General features: G+C 42.5%; 8 protein-coding genes and 1 tRNA gene. 5 read left to right on the top strand and 4 right to left on the bottom strand.

The features are described from left to right. Positions 1-121: 121 nt before the first annotated feature. Positions 122-1,759, bottom strand: coding sequence for a S1C family serine protease (locus L877_RS11655; protein ID WP_051437595.1), 1,638 nt, complete (start codon positions 1,757-1,759; stop codon positions 122-124). Between the two features lie 401 nt (positions 1,760-2,160). On the opposite strand from L877_RS11655, the gene L877_RS0101080 reads away from it, so the two are divergent. Continuing rightward, complete coding sequence (locus L877_RS0101080; RefSeq protein WP_026834515.1) at positions 2,161-3,591, top strand: undecaprenyl-phosphate glucose phosphotransferase; 1,431 nt, start codon at positions 2,161-2,163, stop codon at positions 3,589-3,591. 20 nt (positions 3,592-3,611) lie between these two features. Continuing rightward, a complete protein-coding gene (locus tag L877_RS0101075) occupies positions 3,612-4,709 on the top strand; it encodes a ComEC/Rec2 family competence protein (protein WP_026834514.1) in 1,098 nt (365 codons plus the stop codon). 239 nt (positions 4,710-4,948) lie between these two features. On the opposite strand, the gene L877_RS0101070 is transcribed toward L877_RS0101075, so the two are convergent. Together L877_RS0101070 and L877_RS0101065 are read right to left on the bottom strand one after the other, a co-directional pair. Then, positions 4,949-6,277: an MATE family efflux transporter gene (locus L877_RS0101070; protein WP_242837097.1), complete on the bottom strand. Its 1,329-nt coding sequence runs from the start codon at positions 6,275-6,277 to the stop codon at positions 4,949-4,951. Positions 6,278-6,350: 73 nt separating this feature from the next. Continuing rightward, positions 6,351-6,433: transfer RNA gene (locus L877_RS0101065), tRNA-Leu, on the bottom strand. A 141-nt stretch (positions 6,434-6,574) separates the two neighbouring features. On the opposite strand from L877_RS0101065, the gene L877_RS0101060 reads away from it, so the two are divergent. The 3 genes from L877_RS0101060 to xylB all read left to right on the top strand — a co-directional run bounded on the left by L877_RS0101060 (position 6,575) and on the right by xylB (position 10,568). Further along, positions 6,575-7,282: a hypothetical protein gene (locus L877_RS0101060; protein ID WP_156922952.1), complete on the top strand. Its 708-nt coding sequence runs from the start codon at positions 6,575-6,577 to the stop codon at positions 7,280-7,282. A gap of 190 nt (positions 7,283-7,472) precedes the next feature. After that, complete coding sequence (locus tag L877_RS0101055) at positions 7,473-8,963, top strand: L-fucose/L-arabinose isomerase family protein (RefSeq protein WP_026834511.1); 1,491 nt, start codon at positions 7,473-7,475, stop codon at positions 8,961-8,963. Between the two features lie 126 nt (positions 8,964-9,089). Next, positions 9,090-10,568, top strand: coding sequence for a xylulokinase (gene xylB / locus L877_RS0101050; RefSeq protein ID WP_026834510.1), 1,479 nt, complete (start codon positions 9,090-9,092; stop codon positions 10,566-10,568). Between the two features lie 179 nt (positions 10,569-10,747). Here xylB and carB read toward each other — a convergent pair whose 3' ends face one another. Then, a complete protein-coding gene (gene carB, locus L877_RS0101045; protein ID WP_026834509.1) occupies positions 10,748-13,972 on the bottom strand; it encodes a carbamoyl-phosphate synthase large subunit in 3,225 nt (1,074 codons plus the stop codon). Positions 13,973-14,013 lie beyond the last annotated feature (41 nt).

Here is a 14,013-nt window from a genome sequence, read left to right as displayed (position 1 = left end):
CCTTGTTTGAAAAATATTACAATAGCAAGAAGCTCCTATCACAAAATCCAGCTGCGAAGAGACACTCTCCCGCACAGATTCATCATAAGAGCTTCAAACTGTATATTATTCCATCAAGGTATTACCATGGTATAATCTGTGTACTTCCGTCAGAATCGCCGTATGGGCTTCCATAGCTGTCATCTTCCTGACCGCCGCCGAAGAATCCACCAAAGCCATCTGAGCTTCCTGATCCATCAGAACCGTAACCCTGTGAATTACCAGGATTCTGCTTGTTCTCAGTTCCCCCAAGGGATTTGATATCACTTGCATCTCCGAGAACCACATCAATCTTCTTCTCTTTGTACTCGCCATTATCACTTCTCATGACAACAACTGTAACCTTTGTTCCCGCCTTAATGCTATTGACCTTTTTCTGAACTTGATCAATCGTAGAAACTTCGTAATCATTGATTTTGGTAATTACATCTCCACTCTTGATGCCCGCCTTCTCAGCAGCGCCGTTCTTAGAAACTTCATATACATAAACTCCCTTAGGAATCTTGTAAGCCTGGCTAATGTCGTCCGTGATATTCTTTCCTGTGATTCCGAGATATCCCTTCTCGTCCTCATCGAGAACCTGTCTGTCCATCAAGTCATTGATAATTGGAATCGCCTGACTCATAGGAATGGCATATCCAACACCTTCTACGCTCGTTGTAACAAGCTTTACAGAAGGAATTCCTATAACATTTCCGTTGGCATCAATAAGCGCGCCTCCACTGTTACCTGGATTGATAGCTGCATCGGTCTGAAGTAGCTTTCTCGTAACAACATCATTACTTGACTCGTCCTTCTGCATCTTCACTTCTCTATCCTTAGCACTGATGTAACCTACAGTTACAGACTGTCCATATCCAAGAGCATTACCAATTACGATAGCCATCTGTCCAACCTTGACATCATCCGAATGTCCCAGCGATGCCACGCGAATTGCTTTCTTGGTAGAATCTTTTAATCCCTTGAGCTTAACTGTAATAACAGCCAAGTCATAGTTTGCATCTGTTCCCTTAATCTTAGCCTCTGCAGATGTGTCATCGCAGAACTTTACTGAAATCTTGTCGGCACCCTCTACTACGTGGTTGTTGGTTACGACGAGAAGCTCATCTTTGTCTTGCTTAACGATAAATCCGGAACCGGCACCGGTTGAAGGATACTCTCCAAAGAAAGTCTTCTTGATGCTCGTCTCATTTACAGCCACAACCGATGGCATAACTCTCTCAACAATGCCCGAAACATCATTTGTACCAGCACCTGCTATAGCAGCTCCTGTAACCGCTTTAATCTGGTCTCCCGATCCCGAGCCATTACTGTTGCCGCCATTAACTGAAGATATAGCATCCTGGCTCTGATTTACTGTATCACCGATAGCGAGACCGCCCAAAAAGCACATACATCCCACTACTATAAGTGCAACTACCGACAGAACAACTTTTGCCCAAATCGGCACCTTGTTGTTGTTATCTCTATTGTTATTATCAGAAGTACTTCTCTCTCTATCACTCGTGGCATTCACGTTCTGATAGCGATAAATATTATCCTGAGATGGCATAGGTTGTGGTTCCGAAGGCGATTCAGCTTGCTGATTTGCCTGGTTCTCACTTCCCTGAGTCCCTGCGTTCTGGCTCTGTATATCCTGATTCACAGTCCCTTGACTCTGATTTTCCCCCTGATTTAATGATTCATCTTGATCATTCTTTTCAAACTCGTTATTATCCATCTTACTGCCTCCTATCTACTTTTCATCCCCCTATTAATCGAGCTCAATAACGATTATAGAGTCAAATTGTGTTAAGTTTGTGAATATTTCTAAAATATTCGGTTAAAAAAGAAGTTCGCTATTGAAATTATGTCAAAAATGTGTTAAAATTGTTTTTGTAAGAAATCAAAGACGATTTTGATTTCACAGATAATTTTGCCAATTATCATTTTTTTTCTATTTTCTCCTGCCTGGTTGAAGTTAGTTCTTCAACTAAGGCAGGTTTTTTTAAGAAACGCATATCGCTGGTCTTACTCCCTATGGTCGTAAGACAATTTTTAAGAACCCATATTGTTTAAATCAGAAAAATATACTATACTATATAGAGGAATGTCATTAATTTTGAAAGGAAGGCTAGAACTTTGATCAAAGGAAACCAGAAGTTACTCAATGTGCTTCGCTTTGTCATTGACATAAGCATATTGGTACTTTCATTTTATTTATCATATATATTGAGATTTGACGAGGAGTACAGTGTCTTAATTCGACTAAGGATTATCGATGAGCCAATCGGGCTCTACGGAACATTTAAGCAATACGCGCAGATGCTTCCACTGCTCATACCTTGTTACGTTGTATCATACTATCTTTTCCATCTGTATGATCCCAAGCGAGTTACAAGCAGACGAGCTCAGCTCATCAACATATTTAAGGCAAATATTGTAGGTATCCTCTATTGCACAGCTGCCCTTTACTTCATTAAAAGCGGTAACTATGCCAGACTATTTATATTGATATTCGTGGCGCTGAATTTTTCTTTTGAAATCTTCTTCCGCCTTGCAATAACCACAATCCTCAGGAAATTCCGCAAGAAGGGACACAACCTCAAGCACGTTTTGTTGGTTGGATACGGACGTACAGCCAAGGCCTATATAGACCGTATCTTCTCCCATCCTGAGTGGGGATATGTAGTTCACGGAATCCTTGACGACTCCAGGCAAAATGGAAAGTCATATCGTGATATCCAGGTAATCGGCGACGTCTCAGACCTTGAAGAGATTCTCGCCACAAATTCCTATGACGAGATCGCCATCACACTGGGAATTGACAACTACAACCAGTTGGAGGGAATCGTGGCAATCACGGAGAAATCCGGTGTCCACACAAAGTTCATCCCCGACTACAACAACGTCATTCCCACAAAACCTTACACTGAAGACTTGGATGGTTTGCCGGTTATACATGTGAGAAATGTTCCGCTCACCAATTCATTTAACAAATTTGTCAAGAGAGCAATGGATATCGTCGGCTCACTGTGTGCCATTATCCTATTCTCAATTCCAATGTTGGTAATCTCCATCATAATCAAGGCCACAAGTGATGGTCCGCTGATTTTCAAGCAGGAGCGCATAGGAATTCATTCAAAACCATTTATGATGTACAAATTCCGCTCTATGGCGGTTCAGCAGGAATCTGAGGAGAAGAAGGGTTGGACTACCAAGAACGACCCTCGCGTCACTCCTATAGGAAAGATAATTCGAAAGACAAGCCTTGACGAACTTCCACAGTTCTTCAACGTTCTCAAGGGGGAGATGAGCCTGGTGGGACCTCGTCCGGAAAGGCCTCAGTTCGTGGAGAAGTTCAAGGAAGAGATTCCAAGATATATGGTCAAGCACCAGGTTCGCCCTGGAATCACAGGTTGGGCTCAGGTCAACGGCTACCGCGGTGACACATCTATTCGTCTTCGCGTGGACTGCGACCTCTACTACATTGAAAACTGGTCAGTCATGCTTGACATCAAGATTCTTTTACTCACCGTAGTCAAGGGCTTCGTCAACGAAAATGCCTACTAGGATTAGAAAAGGTGATAAATATGAAAAGGGAATTATCCAAGAGAGTATTTAGTTTAATGATTATATTTGCTCTCACCATGCCATTTGTGCAGTGGCATGGTGAGAGTTTTGACAATACAGTAGCGGCCGCTTCTCTGGCAACCTTTGCCTACCTAGATGTAGGCCAGGGAAATGCCGAGCTAATCAAGGTAGGCAAGAAAAACACCCTGATTGATACAGGCAAGAAGAGCGAGTACGATGAACTCAAAAAGCAGTTAAAAAAACTCGGAGTCAAGAAAATTAATACACTCATCGTATCTCATCCGGATGCCGATCACATGGAAAACGCCGGCGACATAATAGCCAAGTATAAAGTCAAAAAAATCATCATGCCAAGGATAAAATCTTCCACGCTCTGCTACAAAAAAATGGTCCGCGCCATATCTGACTACAACGTAAAGAAGATTACTCCTTCCACGGGAGACAAAATCAAGCTGGGCAAGGGTTGTTCCGGCAAGGTTCTGTCCGTTGATGCCAGCACCACAGATAAAAACGAGGCGAGCATCGTAATGCGAGTGACCTACGGCAGCAGAACATTTCTCTATATGGGAGATGCAACAGCCCGTGTAGAAGGCGATATCCTTGAAGCCGGATACGATGTTTCATCCGATATATATCTAATATCCCACCACGGATCAGACACAGCTAACGGCGTGCTTTTCCAGAAAAAAGCTCTCACTTCAAAGTACGGAGTCGCTATTTTTTCAGTGGGGCGAAATAGCTATGGTCACCCGGATAAATTTGTTCTCAACCGAGCAAATAAGTTTGCAAAAAAGGTATACCGCACCGACAAGAAAGGCTGCATCATCGCAAAGACCAATGGAAAAAAGATTTCTTTTTCCTTTAAAGCGGTAAAACACAACAGCTCATCCGGTAATTATACTTCCAATAAAAATGGAACGGTCAGCAAGAAGACAAGCGACACTTCGTCTACTTCCGGCTCAACAGTATATATCACCAGAACCGGTAAGAAGTATCACTTCAAAGGCTGTCGTTACTTGAGCTCAAGCTGTTATAAAATCAGCTTGAAAGACGCAAAATCTCAAGGTTATGAACCTTGCAGTGTATGCGGTAAATAATTTGTTAATATGTCCCCTGTTCGAGGAGAGTGCTTCTGGCCTAGTCAGTTGCATAACCGGCATCTCTGTTTTATTTATAGTAGACCCGAGCAGGAGGAATGCGCGGTTGCAGGGGACATAATGTCTTACGACCGCAGGGAGTAAGACCAGCAGTATGCGATTCCGATCAAATGTCTTACGACCAAAGGGAGTAAGACCAGCAATATGCGATTCCGCAAAGAAAGGACCCTAAGGTCCTTTTAATTTTTTAGTTTATTCAACTCACTAAATGCCATAGGAAGCGTTATTCCCAATGCCATAATATCCGCTATAGTCTGAGCAATCTCCACTCCCGTAAGCCCCAGCAGACTCGGGAGAATAAGTATGACAGGAATAAAGCAAACTCCATTTCTCGCAGAGGCTGCAATACTCGCCTTTACTCCTTTTCCTATGGACTGCAACATCATATTGCTGATCACTATCGGCGCCATCAACGGCAATACCAACGCCTGACATCGAAGTGCAACTATTCCAACTGCCACAACGGCGTCATCATCTCTAAACCATCTGACAACCTCAGGCGCAAAGAAAAAACAAGATATTCCCACGATAGCCAAAAAAAGCAAGCCCCATTTCAAGCAGAAAAAGTAACCTTCTCTAACTCTCTCCTTCAATCCCGCACCATAGTTAAATGAGCAAACCGGTTGGTACCCCTGCCCAAATCCTATCAAGGCAGATCCAAGCATCATCATCACTCTTGTGACAATCGACATTCCCGCAATGGCCGCTGCTCCTCCGTACATTCCCGCAAATGTGTTGAGAAGAAGTGTCGCGATTGCAGCTAGTCCCTGACGGAGCAAAGACGGCGCCCCACCATTGGTAATCTCCTTGAAAAAATGTTTTGAAAACTTGATGTTCTTAAATCTTATCCGAATATTTTCGCCTCTCATACTCATGACAAGCAAAACGCAAAAACTTAATATCTGTCCGGAAATAGTGGCAATTCCGGCTCCTCTCACTCCCATGTGAAACACGAGAATCAGGAGTGGATCTAAAATCACATTAATAGCTGCACCTGACATGAGTCCAACCATAGCCAAACTTGCGCTTCCCTGAAATCTGAGTTGGTTGTTGATCACAAACTGCCCCATCATAAATGGTGCCCCCATGAGAATTACAGACATATAATCTATGGTATCGCTGATGGTATCTGCATTTGCACCGAGCTTATATGCAATAGGCTCTGCAAATATGTTGCCAATTATCGCAATCACAACTCCCGCGATAAAGGCCAGTGCAAAACCGGTTGATGCCATCATATTGGCTTCTCCCATCTTTCCGGCTCCAAGCATTCTCGCCAGAAAATTTCCCGAACCGTGACCGCAGAAAAATCCCATGGCCTGAATAATAGCCATCACTGAAAAAACAAGTCCTACAGCTGCCGTGGCTTCTGTGGAAATTCTCCCAACAAAATATGTATCAGCCGTATTATAAATAGCCGTAACCAACATACTAATGATTGTTGGTATTGAAAGCTTAACAATCAACTTCGGAACCGGAACCGTCGTCATCATTTCTCTCTTAGTCATCACAAAACCTCTTTTCATGACAATACAAAATGTTAAAAGACCACGACTTAATCAGTCGTGGCCTGCTATTCAATACGGATGACAGGAATTGAACCTGCACGGGGGTTACCCACTAGAACCTAAATCTAGCGCGTCTGCCAGTTCCGCCACATCCGCACAACAATGCCATTATATATCATGCCATGTGGGGTTGTCAAGAGTTTTTTTTTTTTATTTATGACAAAAATCTACATTTATTTGCATTTTCTTTTCAGCCATAGTATAATAAAGTTGTAGTAGTAGGATTTTTTGGCGCAAATGTTAGGCACAATACAATATCATGGAAGCCCGGATAATACTTATATTCGGTTTGTGCCCATATCTGAGGAAGGTGGTGATATCATGGTTGAAGCTTACAATTTGTACATCGGCGGTCACATCCCTGATGTGTCTCCTAAAAGCAGTGTTCATAACCGTAGGCAGCTCAAAGAGAAGTACAAGTCAATTGTTTCTCTGAACAATTCAAACCCTCTTGCCATGATACGACTTTCCAGCCAGACTAGGGACTATGCCCTTGATGTCAAGGAGTTGTCCATCGAGATTGGTGAAGCAGCACAGAATGTTCTAGATGGAGAGTCGGAATCAACCAGAGCATATGCCGAAAAGACTGCAAGTCTTTTCAATGAACTGCTCCATAAGAGCGATGCTTATGGTGAAGCACATAACAGACCTTCTCGTCCAGGCGCTGAACTTCGTGACCTAGTATCAGATTACGCGCAGGAACTTTTTTCCAGTGGCTTTGATGTCGTCGACGGCGGTTATCTAAGCATCTCAGAGGATCGTGAATTCGAGGTTCCGACTGGTTTTATGCAGGCGCTCAAAGAGAAAAGTGAGTACATGAGTATGAATCCAATGGAATATGTTGAAAAAAGTGTATACAGCTACGCGCACTTGCATCAGAATGATATCGGAAATTCATATGAATCTTCAATGTATTCTGGCATGATGTTTAATTCCTACTGTTAAGTACGTTCCCCCGCTCTTTTCGGAGCGGGGATTTTTTTTCCTCAAATCAATTCTTTCTATTGCATTTTTCCTTGATTTCGAGTACAATAATATTGTGTCTAATTACGCATAAATGGTGTAATATAAGAAGAAAATTTATTTACAGTATATGTAAGTATAAAACTAAATAGCGAAAGGATGGTTATGAAAAATGAATAACATGCCAGAAATGAAAATTGGAATTGTTGCAGTTAGCCGTGACTGTTTCCCAGAAACACTATCTGTAAACAGACGTAAAGCTTTGGTAGAAGCTTACGCAAAGAAGTATGATGCAGCAGAGATTTATGAGTGTCCTATCTGTATCGTTGAGAGCGAGATTCACATGGTTCAGGCTCTTGAAGATATCAAGAAGGCAGGATGTAACGCACTTTGCGTATATCTTGGAAACTTCGGACCAGAAATCTCAGAGACTCTTCTTGCAAAGCACTTTGACGGACCTAAGATGTTCGTAGCAGCTGCTGAGGAGACATCAAAAGATGGTGGACTTATCCAGGGACGTGGCGATGCATACTGTGGTATGCTCAATGCTAGCTACAACCTCAAGCTTCGTAATACAAAAGCATATATCCCAGAGTATCCTGTAGGAACTGCTGAGGAGTGTGCAGATATGATTCATGAGTTTGTTCCAATTGCAAAGGCAGTTTACGCACTTGAAAACTTAAAGATTATTAGTTTCGGTCCTCGTCCACTTAACTTCCTTGCTTGTAATGCTCCAATCAAGCAGCTTTACAACTTGGGTGTTGAAATCGAAGAGAACTCAGAGCTTGATCTATTTGAAGCATACAACAAACATGAGGGAGACTCTCGTATTCCTGAAGTTGTTGCTGATATGGAAAAAGAGCTTGGCGCAGGTAACAAGAAGCCTGAGATCCTTAACAAGCTTGCTCAGTATGAGCTTACATTGCTCGATTGGATCGAGGAGCACAAGGGATATCGTAAGTATGTTGCCATTGCAGGTAAATGTTGGCCAGCATTCCAGACTCAGTTCGGATTTGTACCATGTTATGTAAACAGCCGTTTGACAGGTCGTGGAATTCCAGTATCTTGTGAGGTTGATATCTATGGTGCACTTTCAGAGTACATCGGAACAGTTGTAAGTAACGATGCAGTTACTCTTCTTGACATCAACAATACAGTTACTCAGGATATCTATGATGAGGATATCAAGGGCAAATTCGATTACACAATGAAGGATACATTTATGGGATTCCATTGTGGAAATACATGCTCAAGCAAGTTGAGTGCTTGCGAGATGAAGAACCAGATGATCATGGCTCGTTCACTTCCAGAAGAGGTTACAAACGGAACTCTCGAAGGAGATATCGCCCCAGGAGACATCACATTCTTCCGTCTTCAGAGTACAGCAGATGCTAAGCTTCGTGCTTACATCGCTCACGGTGAAGTTCTTCCAGTTGCAACACGTTCATTTGGTTCAATTGGTATCTTCGCTATCAAAGAGATGGGACGTTTCTACCGTCACGTACTTATCGAGGGCAACTATCCTCACCATGGTGCTGTTGCATTTGGACACTTCGGAAAGACATTGTACGAAGTATTCAAGTACATCGGTGTAGATGTTAATGAGATTGGATACAATCAGCCAGCAGGCGTACTTTATCCAACAGAGAATCCATTTGCATAATTAGACAATAATTGCAGGGCTTTCGGCTAGAGAATTTCACTACACCGTTCAATCGGTGCGGGATATTTTTCACGAAAGTCCTGTGTGATTTAATAAAACAAATATTTTACCAAAGGAGAATTAATTATGTTGTACATTGGTGTTGACCTTGGAACCTCTGCTGTAAAACTTCTTTTGATGGAAGCAGACGGTTCAATCAAAAACATCGTATCAAAGGAATATCCTCTCTCATTCCCAAATCCAGGTTGGTCAGAGCAGAAGCCTGAGGACTGGTGGAATGCAGTTGTTGAGGGTATCAAGGAGTTAACAGACGGATTTGACAAAGATCAGGTTGCAGGAATCAGCTTCGGCGGCCAGATGCACGGTCTCGTAATCCTCGATTCAGACGACAACGTTATCCGTCCGGCAATTCTATGGAACGACGGACGTACTACAAAAGAGACTAACTATCTCAATGATGTTATCGGAAAAGATAAATTATCCGAGTATACAGCTAACATCGCATTTGCCGGCTTTACTGCGCCTAAAATTCTATGGGTTAAGGAAAATGAGCCGGAAAATTTTGCTAAAATCGCAAAGATCATGCTTCCAAAGGATTATATCGCATACAAGATGACTGGAGTTCACAGCTGTGACTACTCAGATGCATCAGGAATGCTCCTTATGGATGTTAAGAATAAATGTTGGTCGAAAGAAATGATGGAGATTTGCTCTGTCAAGGAAGAACAGCTTCCAAAGCTTTTTGAGAGCTACGAAATCACTGGTTCTATGACAGAGGCTGCTGCAGCTGAGCTCGGTCTCACAACTAATTGTAAGATCGCTGCCGGTGCCGGCGACAACGCCGCTGCTGCAGTTGGAACAGGTACAGTTGGTGATGGTGGATGTAATATTTCACTCGGAACTTCAGGTACAATCTTTATCTCAAGCAAGGACTTTGGCGTAGACAAGTTCAACGCACTCCACTCATTCGCACATGCTGACGGAAACTTCCATCTTATGGGATGTATGCTCAGTGCCGCTTCTTGCAACAAGTGGTGGATGGACGAAATCATCGGAACAAAGGATTACCCAGCAGAGCAGGTACCTATCACAGATGATAAACTTGGCGAAAACAACGTTTATTATCTCCCATATCTCATGGGTGAGCGTTCTCCTCACAACAATCCAGATGCAAGAGCACTCTTCATCGGAATGTCAATGGACACAACAAGAGCTGACATGACACAGGCTGTTCTTGAAGGCGTTGCATTTGCCATCCGTGATTCATTTGAAGTTGCTAGAGATCTTGGAATCAAGATTGATGAGACTAAGATTTGCGGTGGTGGAGCTAAGAGCCCACTTTGGAGAAAGATTATCGCAAATGTTCTCAACATCAAAGTAAACATTATCGAGAGCGAAGAAGGTCCAGGACTTGGTGGAGCTATGCTTGCAGCTGTTGCATGCGGAGAATATGCATCAGTTGAAGAAGCTGCCAACAAGATTGTCAAGGTTATCGATTCTGTTAACCCAGATCCAGCTATCGCAGCTAAGTATGATGCTAAGTACAAGAAGTTCAAGGAGATTTACCCAACAGTAAAGCCTCTTTATGATACTCTTAAAGCATAATATTCTATAAAAAAATATATATAGCCCTTCGCCAAACGGCGAAGGGCTATTTTACTGAATACTCTTTATCACCATATTTGGAAACGCATATTGCTGGTCTTACTCCCTATGGTCGTAAGACAATAAATAGGAGCATGTAGCCAGCTACATGCTCCTATAATTATCTCTATTAAAAACAATTATTTATCAGTAATCTCACTGTGAAGCTCCTGCAATGACTTAATCTCGCCATCCTTATGAGTCTTAACATAGTGAATACCATTTGCTGTTGCCTTAGCAGCTGCAATAGTTGTCATATAAGGAATCTTCGCCTTGATAGCGGCCTTACGTAGGTAACTATCGTCATGTACACTATCCTTTCCAACTGGTGAATTGATAATCAAATCGATATCACCGTTAGTGATCATGTCATTGATATTTGGACGGCCCTCATATAACTTCTTAACTTTAGTAGCCTTAACTCCCTCTTCTGTAAGGATATTATATGTTCCCTCTGTGGCAAGAAGCTTAAATCCATCAGCCTCAAGGCTCTTTGCAACTTCAACAACCTCTTCCTTATCTTTTCTATTAACAGAGATAAGTGCTGTTCCCTCAAGCGGAAGCTTTGACTGAATACCTTCCTGAGCCTTGAAGAATGCCTCACCGTAATCAGCAGATAATCCGAGAACCTCGCCTGTTGAACGCATTTCTGGTCCGAGAACAGGGTCAACTTCCGGGAACATGTTGAATGGGAATGCAGCTTCCTTAACTCCGTAGTTAGGAATATTTTGCTCCTTCAACTCTGGTACCGGTGATGTACGGCCAGTAAGCTCTGATGTGATAATATCAGTAGCAAGTGGCACCATTCTGATGTTACATACTTTTGAAACAAGAGGTACTGTACGAGACGCTCTTGGGTTTGCCTCAAGAACATATACCTTGCCATTCTCGATAGCATACTGCATATTCATAAGACCCTTAACGTGCATCTCCTCAGCAATCTTACGTGTATACTCTTTGATTGTCTTAACATTTTCCTCAGAAATATGAACTGATGGAATGATACAAGCAGAATCACCTGAGTGAACTCCTGCCAACTCGATATGCTCCATAACAGCTGGAACAAATGCATGCTTTCCATCGCTGATAGCATCAGCTTCACACTCAGTAGCATGACTGAGGAATCTATCAATAAGGATTGGTCTATCCGGAGTAACGCCAACTGCGGCATTCATGTACTCTGTCATAGAGTCATTGTCATATACAACTTCCATTCCACGTCCACCTAAAACGTATGAAGGACGAACCATAACAGGATAACCAATCTTCTCAGCAATCGCAATTGCCTCATCAACAGTTGTAGCCATTCCTGACTCAGGCATAGGAATCTCAAGTTTTTCCATCATCTCTCTGAAGAGGTCTCTGTCCTCTGCCAAATCAATTACTGATGGAGAAGTTCCGAGGATCTTAACACCGTTTTTCTCAAGCTCTGAAGCAAGATTAAGTGGTGTCTGTCCACCAAACTGAGCGATAACTCCAACTGGCTTTTCTTTCTTGTAAATACTTAGCACATCCTCAAGGGTAAGTGGCTCGAAGTACAATTTATCTGATGTATCATAATCCGTTGAAACAGTCTCAGGATTACAGTTAACGATAATGGTCTCAAATCCAAGTTTCTTCAATGCAATTGCAGCATGAACACAACAATAATCAAACTCGATACCCTGTCCAATTCTGTTAGGACCTCCACCGAGAATCATGATCTTCTGTTTGTCTGTGTTAACAGGATTCTTGTCCTCTGCATTATATGTTGAGTAGTAGTAAGCACTGTTCTCTGTTCCACTTACGTGAACACCTTCCCATGCTTCCTCTACACCAAGCTCAATTCTTCTATTTCTGATATCCTCTTCCGGAACTTCAGTAATCTGGCTGAGGTACTTATCTGAGAATCCGTCCTTCTTAGCCTGTGTGAGGATATCATCTGCCGGAACATTTCCCTTGTTCTTTGCGATGAGCTCTTCCTCTTCAACAAGTTCCTTCATCTGGTTGATAAAATATTCCTTGACTTTTGTTATCTCGAATATTTCTTCTACTGTTGCACCTTTTCTGAGAGCTTCATACATTACAAAATATCTCTCACTTGATGGTGTAATCAACATCTGCAAAAGATCTTCTTTGCTCTTGCTGTCAAAATCCTTGGCATGACCAAGTCCGTATCTTCCTGTCTCCAAAGAACGAATTGCCTTCTGGAAAGCTTCTTTGAAGTTCTTACCGATACTCATAACTTCACCTACGGCACGCATCTGTGTTCCAAGCTTATCTTCAACACCCTTGAACTTCTCGAATGCCCATCTAGCGAACTTGATTACCACATAATCTCCATCTGGGACATACTTGTCAAGAGTTCCATACTTTCCACATGGAATATCTTTAAGTGTAAGACCTGTTGCAAGCATAGCAGATACAAGGGCAATTGGGAAACCGGTTGCCTTCGATGCAAGTGCTGATGATCTAGATGTACGAGGATTAATCTCTATTACAACAATTCTGTCTGTCACAGGATCGTGAGCGAACTGCACATTTGTTCCACCGATTACCTGAACTGACTCAACAATCTTGTAAGCCTGCTCCTGAAGTCTCTTCTGACACTCCTCTGAAATAGTAAGCATAGGTGCAGAACAGAATGAATCACCTGTATGAACTCCAAGTGGATCAATGTTCTCAATAAAGCATACTGTGATAATGTTGTTCTCACTATCGCGAACAACCTCAAGCTCTAACTCTTCCCAACCAAGGATTGACTCTTCTACCAACACCTGGCCCACCAAACTAGCCTGAAGGCCACGTGCACATACTGTCTTTAACTCTTCTCTATTATATACGAGTCCGCCGCCGGCTCCACCCATGGTGTATGCTGGACGAAGAACAACCGGATAACCAAGATTATCAGCTATATCAAGCGCCTCCTCAACTGAGTAAGCAACTTCACTTCTAGCCATCTCAATTCCAAGTTTGTCCATTGTCTTCTTGAACTCGATTCTATCTTCTCCACGCTCAATGGCATCTACCTGAACTCCGATAACCTGAACATTGTATTTGTCCAATATTCCCGCTTTATTAAGCTCTGAACATAGGTTAAGTCCTGACTGTCCTCCGAGGTTTGGAAGAAGCGCGTCTGGACGCTCTTTAGCTATAATCTGCTCCAATCTGTCAACGTTGAGTGGCTCGATATAAGTTACATCAGCCGTCTCAGGGTCTGTCATGATTGTAGCTGGATTAGAATTCACCAATACAATCTCATATCCAAGTTTCTTAAGCGCTTTACACGCCTGAGTTCCCGAATAATCAAATTCACAAGCCTGTCCGATAATAATAGGACCTGAACCTATTATGAGCACCTTGTGAATATCTGTTCTTTTTGCCATTTGTTTGTCCTCCTTGGTATAATCTACTAAACTTCAATATT

Origin of the sequence: Eubacterium xylanophilum ATCC 35991, assembly GCF_000518685.1 — a bacterium.
Classification (GTDB): domain Bacteria; phylum Bacillota; class Clostridia; order Lachnospirales; family Lachnospiraceae; genus Eubacterium_F; species Eubacterium_F xylanophilum.
Note: the sequence above shows the minus strand (reverse complement) of the source record. Positions and strands in the feature narration are given on the sequence as shown.